At 64.6% G+C, this 22423-nt stretch carries 22 protein-coding genes; 16 read left to right on the top strand and 6 right to left on the bottom strand.

Annotated elements, in window-relative coordinates; genetic code table 11:
* Window positions 1-10 precede the first annotated feature (10 nt).
* A complete protein-coding gene (locus ABJ196_RS07065; protein WP_347305817.1) occupies window positions 11-1051 on the bottom strand; it encodes a CNNM domain-containing protein in 1041 nt (346 codons plus the stop codon).
* Entirely contained in the window at window positions 1044-2411 is a 1368-nt protein-coding gene (locus ABJ196_RS07060; protein ID WP_347305816.1) for a hemolysin family protein, read from the bottom strand. The genes ABJ196_RS07065 and ABJ196_RS07060 overlap by 8 nt, the downstream gene beginning before the upstream one ends.
* Window positions 2412-2541: 130 nt before the next feature.
* Here ABJ196_RS07060 and hemW point away from each other — a divergent pair, with 130 nt between their 5' ends.
* The 11 genes from hemW (at window position 2542) to ABJ196_RS07005 (ending at window position 13532) form a co-directional block, all read left to right on the top strand.
* Window positions 2542-3693, top strand: a complete 1152-nt coding sequence (gene hemW / locus ABJ196_RS07055; protein WP_347305815.1) for a radical SAM family heme chaperone HemW — start codon at window positions 2542-2544, stop codon at window positions 3691-3693.
* 5 nt (window positions 3694-3698) lie between these two features.
* Window positions 3699-4727 carry a heat-inducible transcriptional repressor HrcA gene (gene hrcA, locus ABJ196_RS07050; RefSeq protein WP_347305814.1) on the top strand — a complete coding sequence of 343 codons (1029 nt, stop codon included), beginning with the start codon at window positions 3699-3701 and terminating at the stop codon, window positions 4725-4727.
* 49 nt (window positions 4728-4776) lie between these two features.
* Complete coding sequence (dnaJ, locus tag ABJ196_RS07045) at window positions 4777-5919, top strand: molecular chaperone DnaJ (protein ID WP_347305813.1); 1143 nt, start codon at window positions 4777-4779, stop codon at window positions 5917-5919.
* Window positions 5920-6642 (top strand): 16S rRNA (uracil(1498)-N(3))-methyltransferase, encoded by a 723-nt coding sequence (locus ABJ196_RS07040; protein ID WP_347305812.1) that lies wholly within the window; start codon window positions 5920-5922, stop codon window positions 6640-6642.
* Between the two features lie 10 nt (window positions 6643-6652).
* Window positions 6653-7630, top strand: a complete 978-nt coding sequence (locus ABJ196_RS07035; RefSeq protein WP_347305811.1) for a PhoH family protein — start codon at window positions 6653-6655, stop codon at window positions 7628-7630.
* On the top strand, window positions 7627-8229 hold the full coding sequence (gene ybeY, locus ABJ196_RS07030) for an rRNA maturation RNase YbeY (RefSeq protein ID WP_347305810.1): 603 nt from the start codon (window positions 7627-7629) through the stop codon (window positions 8227-8229). The genes ABJ196_RS07035 and ybeY overlap by 4 nt, the downstream gene beginning before the upstream one ends.
* Before the next feature lie 128 nt (window positions 8230-8357).
* Window positions 8358-10004, top strand: coding sequence for a CTP synthase (locus tag ABJ196_RS07025; protein WP_347305809.1), 1647 nt, complete (start codon window positions 8358-8360; stop codon window positions 10002-10004).
* A 49-nt stretch (window positions 10005-10053) separates the two neighbouring features.
* Window positions 10054-10911, top strand: coding sequence for a pyridoxal kinase PdxY (gene pdxY, locus ABJ196_RS07020; protein ID WP_347305808.1), 858 nt, complete (start codon window positions 10054-10056; stop codon window positions 10909-10911).
* 45 nt (window positions 10912-10956) lie between these two features.
* Window positions 10957-11997 (top strand): GTPase Era, encoded by a 1041-nt coding sequence (era, locus tag ABJ196_RS07015; RefSeq protein WP_347305807.1) that lies wholly within the window; start codon window positions 10957-10959, stop codon window positions 11995-11997.
* Window positions 11987-12751: a DNA repair protein RecO gene (gene recO / locus ABJ196_RS07010; RefSeq protein WP_347305806.1), complete on the top strand. Its 765-nt coding sequence runs from the start codon at window positions 11987-11989 to the stop codon at window positions 12749-12751. Before era ends, recO begins: the two co-directional genes overlap by 11 nt.
* A gap of 22 nt (window positions 12752-12773) precedes the next feature.
* Window positions 12774-13532, top strand: a complete 759-nt coding sequence (locus ABJ196_RS07005) for an isoprenyl transferase (protein WP_257069529.1) — start codon at window positions 12774-12776, stop codon at window positions 13530-13532.
* A 2-nt stretch (window positions 13533-13534) separates the two neighbouring features.
* Here the strand turns inward: ABJ196_RS07005 and ABJ196_RS07000 are convergent, their stop codons facing one another.
* Together ABJ196_RS07000 and ABJ196_RS06995 are read right to left on the bottom strand one after the other, a co-directional pair.
* The gene (locus tag ABJ196_RS07000; protein ID WP_347305805.1) at window positions 13535-13957 is read right to left on the bottom strand and encodes a Fur family transcriptional regulator; all 423 of its coding nucleotides are present in this window, start codon (window positions 13955-13957) and stop codon (window positions 13535-13537) included.
* A gap of 30 nt (window positions 13958-13987) precedes the next feature.
* On the bottom strand, window positions 13988-14305 hold the full coding sequence (locus ABJ196_RS06995) for a metalloregulator ArsR/SmtB family transcription factor (RefSeq protein WP_066511531.1): 318 nt from the start codon (window positions 14303-14305) through the stop codon (window positions 13988-13990).
* A 320-nt stretch (window positions 14306-14625) separates the two neighbouring features.
* Here ABJ196_RS06995 and ABJ196_RS06990 point away from each other — a divergent pair, with 320 nt between their 5' ends.
* From ABJ196_RS06990 to ABJ196_RS06980, 3 genes are read left to right on the top strand one after another with little or no spacing between them, the layout of a single operon-like run.
* Window positions 14626-16005 (top strand): glycine--tRNA ligase, encoded by a 1380-nt coding sequence (locus ABJ196_RS06990; protein WP_347305804.1) that lies wholly within the window; start codon window positions 14626-14628, stop codon window positions 16003-16005.
* A gap of 2 nt (window positions 16006-16007) precedes the next feature.
* Window positions 16008-16520 carry a hypothetical protein gene (locus tag ABJ196_RS06985; protein ID WP_347305803.1) on the top strand — a complete coding sequence of 171 codons (513 nt, stop codon included), beginning with the start codon at window positions 16008-16010 and terminating at the stop codon, window positions 16518-16520.
* Window positions 16521-16526: 6 nt separating this feature from the next.
* Window positions 16527-16970 (top strand): hypothetical protein, encoded by a 444-nt coding sequence (locus ABJ196_RS06980; protein WP_257054451.1) that lies wholly within the window; start codon window positions 16527-16529, stop codon window positions 16968-16970.
* Between the two features lie 144 nt (window positions 16971-17114).
* On the opposite strand, the gene ABJ196_RS06975 is transcribed toward ABJ196_RS06980, so the two are convergent.
* Together ABJ196_RS06975 and ABJ196_RS06970 are read right to left on the bottom strand one after the other, a co-directional pair.
* Window positions 17115-17993, bottom strand: a complete 879-nt coding sequence (locus ABJ196_RS06975; protein ID WP_347305802.1) for a hypothetical protein — start codon at window positions 17991-17993, stop codon at window positions 17115-17117.
* Between the two features lie 126 nt (window positions 17994-18119).
* Window positions 18120-20105, bottom strand: coding sequence for a TPM domain-containing protein (locus ABJ196_RS06970; RefSeq protein ID WP_347305801.1), 1986 nt, complete (start codon window positions 20103-20105; stop codon window positions 18120-18122).
* Window positions 20106-20124: 19 nt separating this feature from the next.
* Between ABJ196_RS06970 and ABJ196_RS06965 the strand changes: the two genes are divergently transcribed.
* Window positions 20125-20667 (top strand): YdcF family protein, encoded by a 543-nt coding sequence (locus tag ABJ196_RS06965; RefSeq protein WP_347305800.1) that lies wholly within the window; start codon window positions 20125-20127, stop codon window positions 20665-20667.
* 18 nt (window positions 20668-20685) lie between these two features.
* Complete coding sequence (locus ABJ196_RS06960) at window positions 20686-21978, top strand: deoxyguanosinetriphosphate triphosphohydrolase (RefSeq protein WP_347305799.1); 1293 nt, start codon at window positions 20686-20688, stop codon at window positions 21976-21978.
* Window positions 21979-22423 lie beyond the last annotated feature (445 nt).

Here is a 22423-nt window from a genome sequence, read left to right as displayed (position 1 = left end):
CCTCGAGGGGCTACGACGCCGCCGGCGGCGCCGCCTGATCCAGCTGCTCCGCAATCTGCGGCCACAACTGACCCATGATGTCGTCCCACGTGAGGATCCAAGCCGCGTTGTCGGAGCTCGGGCGGCCGACCATGACGAGCTGTTCGCCGCGGGCACGCATGAGAGCGAGCGTGCGCTGCACCGTGGCGGCGGGCGTCACGATGACGGCGGGCCGGGAGAACTCGAGCGCCTTCGTGTCCGGGGAAGCGAGCAGCGTGTCGCGGACGTGGACCACGCGAACATTGCGGGCGCGGTCGAAGAGGAGGACGCGCATGATGTGCTTGGACGTCACGAGGCGCTGCAGGTCGGCGACCGTCGCATCCGCGGGCAGCGGCACGATCTGGGAACCGTGGGCGCGCGCCATGTCGCCGGCCGTGGCGGACTCGAGCTCGATGACGCCGGTGATTTGGTTCGCGGACTCATCGTCCATGGCGCCGACCGCGCGGGAGTGCTCGACGAGGTTGCGCAGCGTCTCCGGGTCGTAGCCAGCCGCACCCGCGCGGTCGACCGGGGTTTCGCCGGTGGCGCGGACCATGTGGTTGGCCATGGTGTTGATCCACGTGAGCAGCGGGCGGAAGATCCAAATGAAGCCGCGCGCGGGAACTGCGATGAGCTGCAGCGCCGTCTCCGGGTGGGTAATCGCCCAGGACTTCGGGGCCATCTCGCCGATGACGAGGTGGATGAAGGTGACGATGAACAGCGCGAGGATGAACGCGACCACGTCCGCGATGCCCAGCGAGAGGCCGAGCGCCTCGAGCGGGTGCATGAGCAAGTGGTGCACCCATGGCTTGGTCACGGCACCGAGGATCAGCGTGCAGGCGGTAATGCCCAGCTGCGCGCCGGCGAGCATGATGGTGAGCTCGTTGAGGGAGCGCAGGCCCGCACGAGAAGTGCGGGAGGTCTCCGCGGTTTCCTCGAGGCGGTTGCGGCGCGCGCCCATGGTGGCGAACTCGATGATGACGAAGAACGCGGACGCGATGAGGATGAGGATGGTGATGATCAAATCAGTCATTGTCGGCCTCCTCTTCGATAAGTTCCAGGGCAAGGGAGGACGGGACGTGGCGCTCGACCTCCTGGACGGTGATGTGGAGGCGGCGGGTGGGGGCATCGTCGCCCTCGACCCAGTCCTCCGGCTCGGCCTCGAGCTCGACGGAGAACTCTTCGCCTTCCTCCGGCAGGGAGGAGGACTGCGCGATGAGCAGGCCCGCGATGGTTTCATAGTCGCCATCCGGCAGGTCATGGCCCACGGCGCGCTCGATCTCATCGATGGGCGTGTCGCCGTCCACGATCCAGTGGGAGTCGTCCGTCTCCGTGATTTCCTCGGTTTCCTCGAGATCGTGTTCGTCCGTGACGTCTCCGAGGATTTCCTCCGCGAGGTCCTCCATGGTGACGATGCCGATGAAGCCGCCGTATTCGTCAATGACGCACGCGAGCTTCTCAGAGGAATCGCGCAGCTCCTTCACCGTGTCCGGCAGGCCCATGAGCTCCGGCACGACGATGGCCTCGCGCATGAGCGTGGTGACGTGCGCATCGGAGGGAAGTGGGGATTCGAGTACGTCATAGAGGTGCACGACGCCAATCGGATTGTGCTCGTCATCGATGACGGGGTAGCGCGTGTGGTTCTCAGCCATCATCTCGCGCACCTCGCCCAGCGTGGTATCTGGGTCGACAACGTCCACGCGCGAACGCGGAATCATCGCATGTCCCGTGTCATGCTCCGGGAAGTCGAGCAGACGGTCGAGTACCATGTACGTGTTCTCGTCCAGGGTGCCAGACTCGTGCGAGTTATCCACGATGGATTCGAGGTCTTCCGTCGTCGCCGAGGAATCGAGGTCCTCGACCGGCTCAATGCGAAACAGGCGCAGCAGGCCGTTGGACGCGTACTCGAAGAAGTGGATGAGCGGGCCGAAGATGCGCAAGTACCAGCTCGTCGAGTTGGTAATGCCCATCGTCACCTTCATGGGCGTGGCGAGCGCGTAGTTCTTCGGGAATAGCTCCGCGAAGACCATGGACGCCACCGTCGACAACGCGAGTGCTGCCACGGTGCCAACAGTCACCGAGACCGCGCGGGGGATGCCCACGTCGCCGAGGAGGACGCCCAGGCCGTTGCCCACGAGGGGCTCTGCGATATAACCCACCAACAGGCCGGTGACCGTAATGCCCAGCTGCGAGCCGGAGAGCACGAACGAGGTGCGGTGGGTGAGCATGAGCGCGCGCTCTGCCTTTTTATCCCCCTGGGCCGCCATAGTGCGCAGCTGTGCGCGGTCTACGTTCATAAACGCAAACTCTTGGGCGACGAAATACGCGTTAAACGCGATGATGATGCCAATGACAACAATGCCTAGGACAATCATGCCGATTGCAGTCCACATGGCTAGACCCCGCTCCTCAGCTTCAGGAAACGGGGACTTCGACTCGGAGGTTCCACCTCGGTAGTGCCTTTCTTCAGATAGCAGATTAAAAGATGAGAAATAGCGTACACGCACGCTAGGCTAAAACGCTATGAATCCTCCGTTTGGCGTTTATATCCATGTCCCGTTTTGTTCTTCACGCTGCGGATATTGCGACTTCAATACCTATACGCCGAATGAATTAGGGGGCACCGAGCTCATCGGCGCCTACCTCGACGCGCTTGACCGCGAGCTAGAGCTGGCCGCTGCGCGCGCGCCGAAGCGTGCCGATACCGTCTTTATCGGCGGAGGCACTCCCTCACTGCTTGGCTCGGAAGGCCTGGCACGCATTGTGAACAAGGTCAAGGACACCTTCGGGCTCCAGCCCGGCGCCGAGGTGACGACCGAGTCGAACCCCGAATCCACGAGCCCCGAGTACTTCGCGGCGCTCCGCGACGCCGGTTTCACGCGCATCTCGCTGGGCATGCAGTCCGCGTCCTCGCACGTCTTAAGAATCCTTGAGCGCGTTCACACGCCCGGCCGCGCCTTCGACGCCGCGCGTGAGGCGAAAGACGCGGGCTTCGAGCATGTGAATCTCGACATGATCTACGGCACGCCCACGGAAACGGATGACGAGGTCAAAGAAACCCTCGACCGCGTCCTTGAGACCGGCGTCGACCACGTCTCTGCGTACTCGCTCATCGTCGAAGACGGCACCCGCATGGCCCGCAAGGTGAACAAGGGGCTGCTGCCGGCGCCGGACGAGGACGTCCTCGCGCGCCGCTACGAGATGATTTCCACGCGCCTCGAAGCCGCCGGCTTCGATTGGTATGAGGTCTCTAACTGGGCGAAGCCCGGCGGGGAGTGCCAGCACAACCGCATCTACTGGGTCGATGGCAACTGGTGGGGAGCCGGCCCCGGCGCACACTCGCACCTCGACGGCGAGCGCTTCTATAACGTCAAGCACCCGCGCCGCTACGTCGACGCCCTCGCGCACGGCGAGCTGCCCATCAAAGAATCAGAGACGCTCACGCCGGAGGAACGCCACGAGGAAAAGGTGATGCTCGGCCTGCGCCTGCGGGAGGGCATCCCGGCGGACTGGATAAGCGACAACGCGACGCAGACCCGTGACCGCTTCATCGACAGCGGCCTCCTCGAACTCGCAGGCGGTCGCCTGCGAGTAACAAAGGAAGGCCGCCTGCTCGCTGACGGCATAATCACCGACTTGCTCGTCGCCGAGGAACGAGGCGACGAAGTACACTAACGGGCATGTCTACCTCAACCGAAGCGCGGCGCCGCGAGGTCCTGCGCGCCATCGTCTCGGACTTCATTGCGAGCCAGGAGCCGGTGGGCTCCAAGGCGCTGCTCGAGCGCCACCAGCTGGGCGTGTCCTCGGCGACCATTCGCAATGACATGGCGGTCCTCGAGGACGCCGGGCTCATCACGCAGCCGCACTCTTCGTCAGGGCGCGTGCCCACCCAGGCGGGCTATCGCCACTTCGTGGACACGCTCCACCACATCAAGCCGCTGTCCAAGCCGGAGCGCCAAGCCATCCTGCACTTCCTCGAGAACGGCGTGGACTTGGAAGACGTGCTGCGCCGCTCCGTGCGGCTGCTCGCGCAGCTCACCAAGCAAGCCGCCGTCGTCGCGATGCCGAACCTCAAAGTCTCGCGCGTCAAGCACTGCGAGGTCGTGGCGCTCTCCCCGGTGCGACTGCTGCTCGTGCTCATCACGGACGCCGGCCGCGTGGACCAGCGCAACGTGGAGCTCGACCAGATCATCGAGCCGGACGACGTCGCGCGCCTGCGCAATCTGCTCAACCAGGCGCTCGAGGGTCGCACGCTCGACGAGGCCTCCGTGGAGCTCGCGCAGCTTACCGAGCAGGCGCCGCTCGACCTGCGCGGCCACGTGCTCAACTGCGCGACGACGCTCATCGAAACACTCGTCGAGCACCCCGCGGACCGGCTCATCATTGCGGGAGCCTCGAACCTCACGCGCGTGGCCCGCGACTTCCCGCAGCGCCTGCCCGGGATCATCGAGGCCCTCGAGGAGCAGGTCGTCGTGCTCAAGTTGCTGTCCAAGGTCCCGGATCTGGGCAACGTCTCGGTCGTTATCGGCGACGAGCATGAGGAGGATCGCCTGCGCAGCGCGTCCGTCGTCGCCACTGCGTACGGCACTGATGGCGCGGCGCTGGGCGGCATGGGCGTCGTAGGACCGACGTTTATGGACTATTCGGGAACAATTTCCAAGGTTTCTGCTGTTGCACGCTATGTGAGTGACATCGTGGCGGGCGAGTAAACTCGCAACGATCCCCGAAGACGATTGAGTAAAGGACTGGTAATTTCCCGTGGCTCGTGATTATTACGGCATTCTCGGCGTGGACAAAGACGCTACCGATCAACAGATTAAGAAGGCCTACCGCAAGCTAGCGCGCAAGTACCACCCGGATCTCAACCCGGACGACGCGGAGGCCGCGGAGAAGTTCCGCGAGGCCTCGCTCGCCCAGGAGATCCTGCTTGATCCGCAGAAGCGCCAGATTGTCGACCGCGGCGGCGACCCCATGGAGCAGGGCGGGTCCATGCCTGGCGGCGGATTCGCCGGCGGCTTCGATACCGGCGGCCTGGGCGACATCTTTGCCGAGTTCTTCGGTGGCGGCGCGGCGTCTCGCGGCCCGCGTTCGCGCGTGCAGCCGGGCTCGGATGCGCTGCTGCGCACCCAGATCACGCTCGAAGAGGCGTTTGCTGGTGCGAAGAAGCCCGTCACCATCGACACGGCCGTGCTCTGCGACACGTGCCACGGCTCCGGCTCGGAGTCCGGCTCCAAGCCCGTGACTTGCGAGACCTGCCACGGCGCCGGCGAGGTTCAGGAGGTCCAGCGTTCCTTCCTCGGCAACGTTATGACCTCCCACCGCTGCCCGACGTGCCAGGGCTACGGCGAAGTCATCAAGGACCCCTGCGGCCACTGCGGTGGCGACGGCCGCGTAAAGAAGCGCCGCGATCTCACCATCAATATCCCGGCTGGCATCGGCGACGGCATGCGCATTCGCATGTCGGGCCAGGGCGAGGTCGGACACGGCGGCGGCCCGGCTGGCGACCTCTTCGTCGAGGTCCACACGCAGCGCCACCCCGTCTTCGAGCGTGACGCGGACGACCTGCACGTCACGGTCCGCGTCCCCATGGTCGACGCGGCGTTGGGCACGAATTTCACCGTCACGCAGCTCGACGGCACGGACCTCGAGGTTGAGATCGAGCCGGGCACGCAGCCGGGCCAGACAATCTCCGTCGAGGGCCAGGGCATGCCGCGCCTGCGCACGGACGGCCGCGGCCGCCTGCTCGCGCACGTTGACGTCGTCGTGCCTACCGACCTCGACTCCAAGTCCCGCGAGCTGCTCGAAGAGGTCCGCGACCGCACTGAGCACACCACCGCCATCCACACCGAGGACGAGGAAGACAGCTTCTTCGACCGCCTGCGCGCAAGGTTCCGCCGCTAAATGAGCCTTGCCGTCTTCCGCGTAGAATCGCTCGCTGGCGCGAGCGAGAGTGATATCGTTGAGCTCTCCGGCCCCGAGGGCCGCCATGCCGTCACGGTCAAGCGCGTCGAGCCCGGCGAGCGCATCCAGCTTGCCGATGCCGCCGGGCGCCTCGCCACAGTCACCGTCACCGAGGTGCGCGGCAAGGACGCGCTCGTCGCGCGCGTCGACGAGATCGAGACCGTCCCCGAGCCCGACCCCAAGGTCATTGTCATCCAGGCGATCCCCAAGTCCGAGCGCGCCGAGCTTGCCGTCGACCTCGCGACGCAGGCCGGCGCGGATGGGATCATCGCGTGGCAGGCGGACCGGTGCATCGCCAAGTGGGACGCGAAGAAGGCTCCCAAGGCGCTCGCCAAGTGGCAGTCTGCGGCGACCGCTGCCGCCAAGCAGTCGCGCCGGGCGCGCGTGCCTGAGGTCACCGGTCCCTTAAGCACCGCACAGGTCGCCGAGCTCATCACTGGCGAGACTGCCTACGTCCTCCACGAAGACGCAACGACATCGCTGCGCGATGTCGAGTTACAAGGAACGGTGTACCTGCTCATCGGGCCGGAGGGCGGCATCGGCAGCACAGAGCTGGCGAAGCTGGGGGCAACGGCGGTGAAGCTGGGGCCGGAGGTTGTGCGGACGGCATCGGCAGCAATGGTGGCCTTGGCCGCCATCGGGGTGCGGACCTCGCGCTGGTAGATTGGGACTCGTGCCAATTATCACTCAGAAGATCGAGGTGGACTCCGCCTATGTCGCCGCCGTGCTGGGCACGGCGGATGCCAACCTGCGGGTCCTCAACAATCAGCTCGATGCGGACCTTTTCGCACGCGGGACGACCGTGACCATCACGGGACCGGACTACGAGGTCGCGCGTGCGGCCAAGGTTCTGGACGAGCTCGAGTCCATTGCGCGCCGCGGACACGCCATCTCCCCGGAGACGGTCAAGCACGCCGTGAAAATGGTCGCCGTCGAGGCCCCGCAGTCGGTCTCCGCGGCGCTCGCCGCGGATATTGTCTCGCGCCGCGGCAAGACCGTGCGGCCTAAGACCGTCGGCCAGTCCGAGTACGTGCGCGCCATCGATAACAACACGGTCGTCTTCGGCATTGGCCCGGCCGGCTCCGGTAAGACGTACCTCGCCGTGGCGAAGGCCGTGCAGGCGCTGCACAACAAGGACGTCTCGCGCATTATCTTGACCCGCCCGGCCGTGGAGGCGGGGGAGAAGCTCGGCTTCCTGCCGGGCACCTTGAACGACAAGATCGACCCGTACCTGCGCCCGCTCTACGACGCGCTGCGCGACATGCTCGATCCGGAGATCATCCCCAAGCTCATGGAGGCCGGCATCATCGAGGTCGCCCCGCTGGCGTACATGCGTGGCCGCACGTTAAACGACGCCTTCGTCATCCTCGACGAGGCGCAGAACACCACGCCTGCGCAGATGAAGATGTTCTTGACGCGCCTGGGCTTCGGCTCGAAGATCGTGGTCACTGGCGATATCTCGCAGGTCGACCTCCCGCGCGGTCAGGTCTCTGGCCTGCGCATCGTGCGCCGTATCCTCGACGGCATTGACGATATCTACTTCGCGGACTTGGGCGCCGACGACGTGGTGCGCCACCAGCTTGTGGGGCGCATTGTGGGTGCCTACGATCGCTTCGACGCAGAGCAAGAACGGAAGAAGGATCAAGAATGAGCATCGAGTTTTTGAACGAGTGCGGCTACGACGGCGTCAACGAAGAAATGCTCATCGACGTCGTCTCCTACGCCTTCGGCCGCATGGACGTGAACCCGGACGCGGAGTGCACCATCACCGCCGTGGATCTCGCGACCATCGCGGACCTGCACGTGCGCTGGATGGACCTCGACGGCCCGACCGACGTCATGAGCTTCCCCATGGATGAGATCACCCCGGGGGCTGCGGGCGGGCGTCCCGATGCCGCCGCTCCCGGCCCCGCCATGCTGGGCGACATCGTGCTCTGCCCCGAGTTCGCGCAGCGTCAAGCCACGGCCGCTGGCCACTCGCTGGGACACGAGCTGGCCCTGCTCACCGTCCACGGCTGCCTCCACCTGCTGGGCTACGACCATGCGACGCCAGCCGAAGAGAAGGAAATGTTCGGCCTCCAGAACGAGCTGCTCGCGGACTGGTACGACGACGTGAAGGAACGAGGATTGAGCTTCCAACCGAAGCCCTCCGGTCCTAAGGCTTTCCCGGACGCCGCCGAGCGCGCGAACCTGGACAAGCAGGTGCCCGGTGGTGGGATTCCGGCGGTGGGGGAACCGCAAGGGGAGTAATATCTGTCTTCTTATTGTTGAATTTTCACGTTCTGTGTTATCCTGAAATCCCGTAGGTAATTAGTTCACCTGCGGGATTCCGCATTTTTCGCGGTACACGCAGGTCCGTCCCCACCAGGAGGACCCCCATGTCTGCTACGCCGACTAAGTTCATTTTCGTCACCGGAGGCGTTGTCTCCTCGCTGGGCAAGGGGCTCACCGCCGCCAGCCTTGGCCAGCTGCTCACCGCCCGCGGCTTGTCCGTCACCATGCAAAAGCTCGACCCGTATCTCAACGTGGACCCGGGCACCATGAACCCGTTCGAGCATGGCGAGGTCTTCGTCACCGAGGACGGCGCCGAGACCGACCTGGACCTCGGCCACTACGAGCGTTTCCTCGACCGCAACCTCACCAAGAACGCGAACGTCACCACCGGCAAGGTGTACTCGACCGTCATCGCCAAGGAGCGCCGCGGCGAGTTCCTGGGCAAGACCGTCCAGGTCATCCCGCACATCACGGACGAAATCAAGTCCCGAGTCATCGCCATGGGCGAGCCGGATGCCGAGGGCAACACCCCGGACGTCGTCATCAGCGAGATCGGCGGCACCGTGGGCGACATCGAGTCCCAGCCCTTCCTCGAGGCGGTGCGCCAGGTCCGCCACACCGTGGGCCGCGACAACGTCTTCTTCATCCATTGCTCCCTCGTGCCGTACCTGGCGCCCAGTGGGGAGCTGAAAACCAAGCCGACGCAGCACTCCGTGGCAGAGCTGCGCGGCATCGGCATCGTGCCGGACGCCGTGGTCCTGCGCTGCGACCGTGAGGTCCCGGCCCCGCTCAAGGCCAAGATTGCGCTCATGTGTGACATCGAGGAAGAGGGCGTGACCTCCTGCCCGGATAGCCCGTCCATCTACGACATCCCGGAGGTCCTCTACCGCGAGCATCTCGACACCTTCGTCATCCGCAAGCTGGGCCTGCCCTTCCGCGACGTGGACTGGACGCAGTGGCGCGACCTCCTCGACCGCGTCCACAACCCGCAGCGCGAGGTCACTGTGGGTATCGTGGGCAAGTACATCGACTTGCCGGACGCCTACCTTTCCGTCGCCGAGGCCACCCGCCACGCCGCCTTCGCCTTCCACGCCAAGGCCAACGTCCGCTGGATTGCCGCCGACACCATCGCCGAGGACACGAGCGAGCTCGAGGACCTCGATGCCATCATCGTCCCCGGCGGCTTCGGCGTGCGCGGCATCGAGGGCAAGCTCGCCGCCGTCACCTACGCCCGCGAGAATGACGTTCCCTTCCTTGGCCTGTGCTTGGGACTCCAGTCCATGGTGCTCGAGGCCGCCCACCACGCCGGGCTTTCCGATGCCTCCTCCACCGAGTTCGACCCCGCCACCAGCACCCCAGTCATCGCCACCATGGCCGAGCAGAAAGCGGCCGTGGCCGGCGAGGCAGACCTGGGCGGCACCATGCGCCTGGGCGCCTACCCGGCCGTCCTCGCCGAGGGCAGCACGGTCGCCCAGGCCTACGGCACGACCGAGGTCTCCGAGCGCCACCGCCACCGCTATGAGGTCAACAACGCGTACAAGGAGCAGATCACGGAAGGCTCCGGCCTCGTCTTCTCCGGCACCTCGCCCGACGGCAACCTCGTCGAGTTCGTCGAGTACCCCGACCACAAGTACATGGTCGCCACTCAAGCGCACCCGGAATACAAGTCCCGTCCCACGCGCCCGCACCCGCTGTTTAAGGGACTCATCGGCGCGGCCCTGGGGGAGGAGTCAACGGAGACCGACAAGTAATTTGCCCAAATCTTGGTGCGCTCGTGTGAATCGTTGCACAATGAGTCCCATGAATATTCTGTCAATTCAGTCCCACGTCACCTACGGCCACGTCGGCAACTCCGCCGCAGTCTTCCCGCTTCAGCGCGCAGGCCACGAGGTGTGGCCCATCCACACGGTGAATTTCTCCAACCACACCGGCTACGGTGACTGGGGCGGACCGATGATTCCGGGCACCGAGGTGACCTCGATTGTCGACGGCATCGAGAAGCGCGGCGCCTTCCCCAGGATCGACGCCATCCTCTCTGGCTACCAGGGCGGCTCGGACATCGCTGGCGCCATCGTCGACGCTGTGCGCCGCATCAAGGCCGTCAACGGCAACGCGCTCTACGCCTGCGACCCGGTCATGGGCAACGCGAAGTCCGGCTGCTTCGTCTCGGACGAGATCCCGCCGCTGCTGCGCGATAAGGTCGTGCCCGTCGCGGATATCATTACGCCCAACCAGTTCGAGCTGGGCTACCTCACCGAGCACGAGACCGGCACCCTCGAGCAGACCCTCGCGGCCGTCAAGGTCGCCCAGGAGATCGGCCCCCGCACGGTGCTCGTGACCTCCGTCAACCGCCCGGAGACCCCGGAGGACACCATCGAGATGCTCGCCGTGGACGGCGAGCGCGCCTTTATCGTTGCGACCCCGCGCCTGCCGTTCAAGCGTAACGGCTCCGGCGACGTTACCGCCGCGCTCTTTACCGGCCACTACACCAAGACCCGTGACGCGAAGGCCGCGCTCAAGGCCACCGCGTCCTCCGTCTGGGACCTGCTCAACGTCACCTACGAGGCCGAGTCGGATGAGCTGTGCCTCATCGCCGCCCAAGACTACTTCGAGCACCCGCAGCTCCAGTTCTCCGTCACCGACGTCGAGGATCTCTAGAAGGGATCGTGAAAACCCCCGCCGAGCGGGTATGATGTGGAGGCGATGAACGATACAGACCCCCACGAATCGAACCCGGCCGACAAACCCGCAGCCACTCCTGCAGACCACTTTGACGCCGCCTTCGAGAACCTGCCCGACGAGGCAGCACTTGATTACCGCGACTACACCGACACGCCCGAGGGCTTCCGCTCCGGGTTCGTGTCCTTTGTAGGCCGCCCCAACACTGGCAAGTCCACGCTCACCAACGCCCTTGTGGGCGAGAAGATTGCCATCACGGCCAACCAGCCGGAGACCACCCGTCGCCCCATCCGCGGCATCGTCCACCGTGAGGACTGCCAGATCGTGGTCGTCGACACCCCAGGGCTCCACCGTCCGCGCACTTTGCTGGGCGAGCGCCTCAACGAGATCGTCAAAGACACCTACGCCGACGTCGACGTCATCGGCCTGACCATCCCCGCCGACGAGAAGATCGGCCCCGGCGACCGCTGGATCCTCGACAACGTCCGTGAGGTTGCCCCGAAGACGAAGATCATCGGTATCGTCACCAAGCTCGATAAGGGCTCCCGTGACCAGGTCGGCGCTCAGCTGCTCGCCCTCCACGAGCTGCTCACCGAGCACGACCCTGACGCCGTGGTCATCCCCGTCTCCGCCAAGGACGGCACCCAGGTCGACGACCTCGTCGGTGTTATCCGCGACGCCCTGCCCGAAGGCCCCAAGTTCTACCCGGACGACCACGTCACGGACGAGCGCCAGGAAGAGCGCATCGCCGAGCTCATCCGCGAGTCTGCTCTCGCCGGCCTCAAGGACGAACTCCCGCACTCCGTCGCCGTGGGCATCGACGAAATGCTGCCCAACCCCGAGCGCCCCGGCGTCCTCAACATCCATGCGATCATCTACCTCGAGCGCCCCGGCCAGCAGAAGATCATCGAAGGCAAGGACGGCCGCCGCCTCAACCGCATCATGGGCGAGTCCCGCAAGAAGATCATCGCGCTGCTCGGCCACAACGTCTTCCTCGACCTGCGCATCAAGGTCCTGAAGAACTGGCAGTCCGACCCGAAATTCCTGGGACGCCTTGGCTTCTAAGCCCACAGGCGCGGGCGCTCGTACCTCGCGCCCGAAAAGCAGCGGCGGTCGCCCCAACTTCCGGGATCGCGCCGTCGTCATCCGCACATACGACTTCGGCGAGGCCGACCGCATTATCGTGTTGCTCACGCACCACCACGGACTCGTGCGCGGCGTCGCCAAGGGCGTGCGCCGCGCCAAGTCCCGCTTCGGCTCGCGCCTACAGCACTTCGTCGACCTCGACGTGCAGCTCTACGAGGGCCGCAGCCTCCACACCATCTCCCAAGCGGACACCGTGGGCTACTACGGCGCGCACATCATCGACGATTACGAGCGCTACACCGCCGCCTGCGCCGCTCTCGAGGCCGCCGAAAAACTCGCCCTCGACACCGACCCCTACTTCTACGAGGCTATCGTCGCCGCCTTCCGCGACTTCCAACACGAGCCGCCCACACGCGTCCTCGACCGCTTTCTCCTTCAAGCCATGGCCCATTCTGGCTGGGCGCCGAGCCTCTTCGACTGTGCCCAGTGCGGCAGACCCGGCCCGCATCACGCCTTCCACCCGGCCATCGGCGGCGCCGCCTGCCACGAATGCCGCCCGCCCGGCGCCGCCGAGGTCGACCCGGAGACCCTCCATCACCTCTGGCTACTTGCGCACGGACACCCCAGCACACCCACACCCGTACAGGAAGCGGAAGGCCACCGGCTCGCCACCTCGCACCTCCAGTGGCACATCGAGCGCAAAGTGACCGCACTGGCGGTCATGGACCAATAGCGAGTCGAGTAAGATCGGGCGGGTGATTACGCCTGACCCGAACCGAGTCCTCACTCCGCCCGAGATCCCCGCGGAGTTCCTCCCCAAACACATCGCCCTCGTCATGGACGGCAACGGGCGCTGGGCCCAAGAGCGCGGCATGGAGCGCACGGAAGGGCATAAGAGGGGAGAGGCGGTCCTCCTCGACGCGGTCGACGCCTGCCTTGCCATGGGCATCCCGTACCTGTCCGCCTACGCCTTCTCCACGGAGAACTGGCGCCGCAGCCCCAAGGAAGTTCGCTTCCTCATGGGCTTTAACCGCGACGTCATCCGCCGCCAGCGCGACTGGCTCAACGAGCGCGGCGTCCGCGTCGTCTGGGCCGGCCGCCGCCCCCGCCTCTGGCGCAGCGTCATCAGGGAACTCGAGGCCGCCCAGGAGCTCACTCAAGACAACACCCGCATGACGCTGGCCATGTGCGTCAATTACGGCGGCCGCGCCGAGCTTGTCGATGCCGTCCGTAAGCTCGGCACGGATATCCAATCCGGTCAGCTGACGCCGGGCTCCATCAACGAAAAGACCATCGCGCAGTATCTCTACGACCCGCAGATGCCTGACGTAGACCTGTTCCTGCGCCCCTCCGGCGAGAAGCGCACGTCCAACTTCCTGCTGTGGCAGTCCGCGTACGCGGAGATGGTCTACCAGGACAAGCTCTTCCCAGATTTCACGCCGGAGGATCTCTTCGCCGCGGTCGAGGAATACGCCCGCCGCGACCGCCGCTTCGGCGGCGTCAAAAAGAATTAGCGTTAAGCTGCTTTCGCGCGGCACTGCGCGCAGATGCCAAAGACCTCGGCGTCGTGGCCAGTGAGTTCGAAGTCGAACTTGCTGGCCATTTCCTTTGCCCAGGCCTCGATGGGGCCGCCATCGATTTCCTCGGTGCGACCGCACTTGGTGCACACGAGGTGGTGGTGATGGTGGCTCGATTCGCAGTGGCGGTAGAGCGTCTCCCCTGTGGGCATATGAAGCGCGTCCACTGCGTCGATCTCGGACAGGGACTGGAGGGTGCGGTAGACGGTGGTAAGACCCACCTTGGCCTCGCGCGCCTGCAGCTCCTGGTGAATGTCCTTGGCCGAAGCGAAATTATCCATCTCGCGAAGAACCTCGACGACGGCAGTGCGCTGCTTCGTATTGCGCGCACCCAGCTTCGGAATATTGGACTGCAAAGTCATACGGTTATCTTAACGCATATAACTTGAAAATCAGTTCTCGCTTGCTGCCATGAGCTCTTCTTCGAGCTTCGCGGCCGTGGTGATAAGGCGGATTGACTTCGGCGAGGACAGTGAATAAATGACCTCGCGGCCCGAGCGCTCGGAGCGCACGAGACCCGCGGACTTGAGCACGCGCAGGTGTTGGGAGATAAGCGGCTGCGACTTCTCCAGCTTGCCCACGAGCTCGTGGACGAAGTGGCCGCGATCGGCCAGCAGGATGAGGATACGCAGACGCAGCGGCGAGTCGAGCGCGCTGAACAGATGCTCAGCGTTCTTCAGCTCGTCTGCAGTGGGGAGTGTGTTGGGCACGGTAAATCCTCCGTCGACGTGTATGACCTAGACACTATATCAATCGACCATTTGCTGTACATACTTGTCTTAGCTGGGAAGTTACTGTGGAACATTGGAAAAGCCTGGGTGAATTTTCCCCACTTTCCCATTGATGTTATTCACCTGCGGCTAGTGATAATGTTTACACATTTCACCCATAGTGTTAGGAACGTGCACTGTTTCCCTCCACCCCTTCCCACCCGGTCTGCCCCCGTACAGGCTAGGATAGGAGGCTATTGCAAGCGTCCGACGATTCGCCCTCAACCGCGAATCCGATCCGTAGGAGTGTAAAAGGAATCATGGCATCCGTCATCGACACCGTTGTTAGCCTGTGCAAGCGCCGCGGCCTGGTCTATCAGGCCGGCGAGATTTACGGCGGTTCCCGCTCCGCATGGGACTATGGCCCGCTGGGTGTCGAGCTCAAGGAAAACATCAAGCGCCAGTGGTGGCGCCACATGGTCCAGTCTCGCTCGGACGTCGTGGGCGTCGACACCTCCGTCATCCAGCCGCGCCAGGTGTGGGTCTCCTCCGGCCACGTCGAGGTCTTCACTGACCCGCTCGTCGAGTCCCTCTACACCCACAAGCGCTACCGCGCTGACCACCTCCTCGAGGCCTACGAGGAGAAGCACGGCCACCCTGCTCCCAACGGTCTCGCTGACATTAACGATCCGGAGACCGGCCAGCCGGGCAACTGGACCGAGCCCAAGGCTTTCTCCGGCCTGCTCAAGACCTTCCTCGGCCCCGTCGATGACAAGGAAGGCCTGCACTACCTGCGCCCGGAGACCGCCCAGGGCATCTTCGTCAACTTCAAAAACGTCCTCACCTCCTCGCGCATGAAGCCGCCGTTCGGCATCGCCAACATCGGCAAGTCTTTCCGTAACGAAATCACCCCGGGTAACTTCATCTTCCGTACCCGCGAGTTCGAGCAGATGGAGATGGAGTTCTTCGTCAAGCCGGGCGAAGACGAAGAGTGGCACCAGTACTGGATCGATGACCGCTACAACTGGTACGTCGACCTGGGCATCGACCCGGAGAACCTCCGCCTCTACGAGCACCCCAAGGAAAAGCTCTCTCACTACTCCAAGCGCACCGTCGACGTTGAGTACGCCTTCGGCTTCACCGGCTCCAGGTGGGGCGAGCTCGAGGGTGTTGCAAACCGTACTGACTACGACCTGCGCGTCCACTCCGAGGGCTCCGGCGAGGATCTGTCCTACTTCGACCAGACCACCGGCGAGCGCTGGATCCCCTACGTCATCGAGCCGGCCGCCGGCCTCGGCCGTTCCATGATGGCCTTCCTCGTCGATGCCTACGACGAGGAAGAGGTTCCCAACGCCAAGGGCGGCACCGACAAGCGCGTCGTCCTGCGCCTCGACCGCCGCCTCTCGCCGGTCAAGGTCGCCGTTCTTCCGCTGTCCAAGAAGGAAGAGCTGTCCACCCCGGCCCAGGAGCTGGCCAACAAGCTGCGCGCCAACTGGAACGTGGACTACGACCAGTCCGGTGCCATCGGTCGCCGCTACCGCCGCCAGGACGAGATCGGCACCCCGTTCTGCGTCACGTACGACTTCGACTCCCTTGAGGACGGCTCCGTCACCGTGCGCGAGCGCGACTCCATGGAGCAGGAGCGTGTGAAGATCGACGAGCTCGAGTCCTACCTCGCCGCCCGCCTGGTGGGCTGCTAAGCATGCACTACACGAGCTGGGATCGCACCGATCGCTCCGCCCCGCGTCTGCTCGCGGAGGCCGCAGAGCCGATCGGTGAGTTTACCGAGTCTTCCGCCACCGTTGCTGACGCCTACTGGCGCCTCGACGCCTCGGACCTCGGCGCCTCTGCCACTCTTGCCGATGACCGCGTCTTCCGCCTCGCCGGCAACCCCAGCCGCGACAAGCGGCTCGATGCCTCTCTCGATGGCCGCACCTTCGCGTTTATCTGCGAGACCTCCGGCAATTGGATTATTGAGGACGCCTCTGGCACGAAGGTCGCCCAGTTCACCTCGAAGAACCGCGGCGTGCGCGAGGCCATCCTCGAATTCGAGGGCGACCACACCGACCACGACCTCTCCGTCGAGGAAGTCGCTGCTCTCAGCTGGTTCACGCGTCTCCTCCTTGAGGCGAAGACCTCCAGCGGCGCCGTCGCCTGGATCGCCACGCTCGTTCTCGCGTCCCTCGTCGCCGTCGGCGCGCTGTTCCTGGGCTAGGTCACCATGTCGACTGAATACTGGACCTGGCGCCACGACGGCCTCACGGACCCCGGCGGGGCCGAGGCCGCCGCCGTGCTCGAGCACGTCATCCACTTCGCTCACGGTCAAATCCTCACTGAGGTCACCCGCGACGACATGCAGCTGGTCATCAAGGCCACGACCTCCGACGGCGAGGTCTTCACCGTCGCCCAAACCGGCTTTTCCGTCAACCGGCTCTCCGCCGTGTGCGGCACCCGCCGCTACACGCTCAACCGCACCCGGCGCCTGCGCCGTGAGCGCGCCATCATCGACGCCGCAGGCAACGTGGTCGCCCGCACCCGCCCCCACGGCTCCACCCTCGAGGTTTTCGACCACCCGCAGGATATGCCCATCCCGGACGTGGACTTCGTCTTCCTCACGTGGTGCTGCATGGAAGTCGACAACTCCGGCCACATCCGCCGCATGTAACCACCGGCAACCACCCCCACGGCCTCCACAACCATCTATCCCCGACAAAGGCAATGTCCCAATAGCCATATGCGCTGGTCGCGTTAATTCACCCGAATTCCACGACCAGCGCATAGTGCCAACGGCACATTGCTTTTGTCTCTTTTACGCCGCTTTCCGCGCACGCGCCGCCGATACCTCCGCGATAAAGCGCTCCGGCTCCCGGCGTAATTGGGCAGGGGAGTAGCGCACCACCTGATACCCCGCGTTGTGGAGTTGCTTCTCGCGCGCTCGCTCCGCCACGATGGTTTCCTCAGTCCCGCGATACGTCTGCCCGTCGTATTTCACGTCGCCGTCAATCTCCACGACCACGTGCTCGTCCACGAGCAGGTCTACACGAACCCCTGGCAGCACCCGCACCTGCGGCCGAACCGCCGCTCCCGGAAGCGCCTCGATGAGCAGTGCCCGCGCAAAAGACTCATACGGCGACTCCGACGTCGACAGTGCCAACTCGAGGCACCGTCGCGCGACCGTGATGTTTTTACACCGCCCCATCCGTGCAATCACAAGTGAGACATGCTCGCGGTAGTACCCTTGCCGTAGCAGCGAATCCATCGCCACCAGACCGTCCGCGAAACCGTGGAAGCGCGCCGTATCGATGCACGCCCGCGGCCGAGACGTCACCCGCAGACCGTCAATCTCTCGATAGTCGTCATCCGCCAAGATCAATCGCCTATACCGATATCCCGCGCTCCACTGCATCCGACGCGGCAAGCCGCCTGCCGGCAACGTGAGCTCGACGTCTTCCTCACGCGCCGAGAGGACCCATAGTCCATGGATACGCGCTGCGGATTTTCCCACGAGCACCGCCTTCCGGACCGATAATCCTGCCGCGCGCACCCGCCATTCCTGTTGTTCGTGATAGGCGAGTGCTTCCCACTCCGCTCGGTCGCACGCGAACCCGCCCGCGACCTGAATGAGCTGCCCCGCAGCGACTAATGCCAGTGTTTCGTGTGTTGCTTCGTGCAATGCAATGAGTTTCATACCCCATAGAAAACCCACAACGGCGGCCACCCGCAAGCACGCACCCTGCATACCTGTGGATAACCGCCACCCTGCACAATGTAGTGGGCAACCATGCCCCTCAAACCTGTGGACAACGCCCGAGGACTAGAACGCACCCGTCCTCGAACCACCACCGCCCCCAAAGCCACCTCCGCCGAAGCCACCACCGAAGCCTCCGCCGTAGCCACCACGGTGCCCACCGCCGCCGAGCATCTGTCCAATGACCATGCCCGTGATGAGGTCACCCGCACCGGACGCCATCTGCTGGCGCTGCTGGCGCCGGCGGTAGTCGTCGATATCGTTCTGCGCACGACGCTGCGCCTCCTGCGCCGCGGCAACTGCCTGACGTGCCAAATCCAAGGCACTACGGATATCACGGTCACGCTGCTGCAACGCCTGCGCATGCAGACGCTTTGCATCCTCCAACGCGGTACGCGCCGAGGCACCAACCAAACGACCACGCGCCGAGATGAGGTCTTCCGCCGCCTGAATCGTGGACGAGGCCACCGAAATCTGCTGCGCAAACATATCCAGCTGGCGCGCATGCGTCTGCGTCACTTCACGCACCGTATCCAGCGCCTCATCGAGCCGCCCGTCCAGGGACATCAGCGTCGTGTAATGCCCCAACGGATCCGCCGCGCCACCCGCACGCGCCGCCTCAGCGGCAGCAGACGCCTCCGACAACAACGCCTCCAAGGACGCCCAGTCCGCCGAGGTCCCCTGGGATTGACCCTGCGCCTCAATCTGACGCGCCTCAGAAATCTCGCCATCAACCTCTGCAATGAGCGCGGACAGACCCTGCTGCGCCGTCGTGATCGTGGACTGCGCGTTCTCCACAGCCGACAGCAACCGGTCCGCAACCTCAATCGCGTGCTCGGAGTCACGAATCGCCCCCACGAGCCCGCCTTGCTGGCCAGCCGGCTTCGACTGCAACGAACGACCCAACGCCAAGGACTTCTCCGCCTCATCCAAGGACACAGACGCCATCTGAGGATTATCCGCAATCGACTGCAGCATTTCCTCCGAGTACTGCTCCCGCAACGAATTCAACGTCGCCGTCGCCTGCGGCATACGCGCCCTCAAATCCACCGTCTTCTGCGTCAACTCATCGAGCTTCGAACCAGCATTGACCAACAAGTCGCGCATCGACGCGAACTCAGCTGCCTGCGCATCCAATGCATCATCCGCCTGCCCACACGAGGACACAATCGACACCAAAAGCTCACGCTTCTGCGCCTCCGGCATCCCACGCTGCGCCTCAATCTGCTTATGCGTCGCAAACGCACGCTGCAGGGTCGAGGTGGACTGGTTCATCGCCGCCGTAAACTTCCGCGCGCGCTCCGGCCCGAACTCCGCAATCGCAATGTCGAGCTCCTCCTTGCCACGGCGAATGGACTCATCCGTGGACACGAGCTCTTCCTGCGCGAGCTCCTCCAACACCGGCAGCGGCAAGCGCGCCAGCGCCGTCGTGTCCGTCGGCTCGATCTCGCGCGCGGACTCGACCGTCGCCGCGGTCTCCTTCTTAGCCTTCCGCTTCGACATCGCGTACGCGCCGCCGCCCGCCGCGAGCACAGCCGCACCGCCGGCACCCAGCCACAGCGCGCCATTACCCGAGCCGGAGCTTCCCGATGCCGCCTCCACCACAGCGCTGCCCGCTCCAGCCCAATCGGAGGCAGCGAGCGAATCATAGGCGGCCTCAAAGAGTTTGTCCTGCGAGCCCGACGGCCACTCAGAACCCACGCTCACCGTCGCCTTACGCGCCTGGGTATCCACCACGAACGCCGCCGTATTCGTACCGCGCGAGTCCACAATCGACTCCGCGTAGGACTCGACCTGGGAATCCAGGCCCGTGGTGTAGACGACGTAGAGCAAACGTTGATCGGAAGACTGCAGCTGCGCAATCTGCGACTCCAAGTCGGACTTCTGCGAGGACGAGAGCACGCCCGAGTCATCCGTCACCTTCGCCGTGATCGAGGAAGCCGCCGGCGCCGCCTGTGCGACCGCCGTGCCCAGGAATACCGCCGGTGCTCCCGTGCTCAGTCCGATGAGTAGCGCGGCCACTGCCGCGCGTCCAACGCGCGAAAAAGTCATGCCACTAGACTACCCACTAATGGAACATGAACTCGGCCCAATCGTCATTTTGGGTGCCGCCCAGTATGACGGCCGCCCCTCCAAGGTTCTCCAAGCCCGTCTCAACGCCGCCCTTGCGCTTGGCACCGACCGCCACTTCGTGACGACCGGCTCCAACATGCCCGGCGACCGCTTCACCGAAGCCGGCGTCGCGGCCCGCTACCTCGAAGCCCGCGGCGCCACCCACATCACTGCTCTGCGCGAAGGCCACACCACCGGCGAAGAACTCGATGCCGTCAAGCGCGCTTTCCCAGATGTCAAGGACATCACCCTCGTCACCGACCCCTACCACGCGCCGCGCGCCTGGCTCATCGCCCGCCGCCACGGCTTCCGCGCGACAACCGTCACCGCCAAAGCCTGCCCCATCCACTTCCCACAGGCATCCTGGTTCCGCTGTGTCATCCACGAAGTCGGCGGAATCCTCGCGCTTGTCATCCCTGGCCTCACACCCGCCCTGCACCGCCTCGAGCGCATTATGCGCCCCAACTGGAGCGCGCGCCACGACCAGCTCGAACGCGAATAAACGCTAGGCTTAACCTCGATGTATTCCTACCAACCCGCCGATACCGAGCGCCTTTTCGACGAGTCTCCCAAAGGCTCCTCTTTCGCCCACGACGCTCGCCCAGATCATCGGGGCGCCTTCTCCCGCGACCGCGCCCGCGTGCTCCACTCTGCGGCCCTGCGCCGCCTCGCCGATAAAACGCAGGTCGTCGGACCCCGTGACGGCGACACACCCCGCACCCGCCTTACCCACTCTCTCGAGGTCGGCCAGATCGCCCGCGGCATCGGCAGCGGCTTGGGCCTGGACCCGGACCTCTGCGACATGGCCGGGCTTACCCACGACATCGGCCACCCGCCCTACGGACATAACGGCGAGACCGCCCTCAACGAGGTCGCCCAGAACGGCTTCGAAGGCAACGCCCAAACCCTGCGCATCCTCACCCGCCTTGAGCCCAAAGTGGTCGCGACCGTGAACGGTCGCGAGGAAAGCTACGGACTTAACCTCACCCGCGCCGCCCTCGACGCCGCCTGCAAATATCCCAAGCTCAAGACCAACCCGGACGGCACAACGAACCGCAAGTACGGCTGCTACGACGAGGACGCCCACATCCTCGAGTGGGTCCGCCAAGGCCACACCGACGGCCTCCCGCCCATCGAAGCCCAAGTCATGGACTGGTCAGACGACATCGCCTACTCCGTCCATGACGTCGAAGACGGCATTATCTCCCGCCGCATCTCCCTATCCGTCCTGTGGGACCTCGTCGAGCTCGCCACCCTCGCCGAAAAAGGCGCCCAAGCCTTCGGCGGCGAAGCAGCAGAGCTTCTCGATGCCGCCGATTCCCTCCGCCGCCTCGACGTCATCAACGCCATCGGCGACTTCGACTACTCCCTGCGTGCCTACACCGATCTCAAGAAGATGACCTCCGAGCTCGTCGGCCGCTACGTCGGCGCCACCGTCGGCGCCACCCGTACCGCCAACGCAGACCTCCTCGCCGAGAACAAGCTGGGCCGCACCAACGGCCACCTTGTCGTCCCCGAACTCGCCCAAGCCGAGGTCAAGCTGCTTAAAACCATCGCGGTCCTCTACGTCATGGACGTCCCCGCGCACCTCACGCGTCAGGATCGCCAGCGCGAGCGCATCTACCGCGTCTACGACTACCTCATCGCCGGCGCCCCCGGCTCCCTCGACGCCATGTTCGCCGGCTGGTGGCTCGCCGCCAACTCCGACGCCGAACGCGACCGCGTCATCATCGACCAAATCGCCTCCATGACCGAGTCCCGCCTCGAGCGGCTGGCCAAGCGTAGCGCCGAGCTCTCCGGCTTCATGGACTAGATTGTGGTTCGACGGAGTTCAGCCGATTAAGTCCTGCTGGATTTTCTCACGTCTTCCGCGTCGTGGATCACTCTCAGTGCTTCACTTTTCGGGATATCCCAATAGTGGTTGAGCAACTCGACGATTTTTGGTTCTTTGAGCTTCGCTTCGAAAAACGCCTCTACGGTGAGGTGAAGATGCTCATCGATAGTGTGCCGTTCACTCTGTTGACGATGATCCCACCCAACCTCTCGGACCCTGTCCATTGTGAAAGCACCGATCCGTTGCATGAGATGAGCGATTGTGTCGCGGTTCTTTTCTTATATATTTGGTCATTCTGACAGTAGTAATGGTCGTGGATAAGGCACTGATATAAGCGGTGCGTTGACGAAGCGGCACCTTTGTTGGTGCATATCAAGTAACCCCCACACGTGGATCTTGACCCCAACGCCCATCGCGCGGCAGC

The sequence above is a fragment of the Corynebacterium sp. SA-MJD20WY100 genome, assembly GCF_039822565.1.
GTDB lineage: Bacteria > Actinomycetota > Actinomycetes > Mycobacteriales > Mycobacteriaceae > Corynebacterium > Corynebacterium phoceense_A.
The sequence above is the reverse complement of the archived record's forward strand: the minus strand, read 5'-3'. Positions and strand labels throughout refer to the sequence as shown.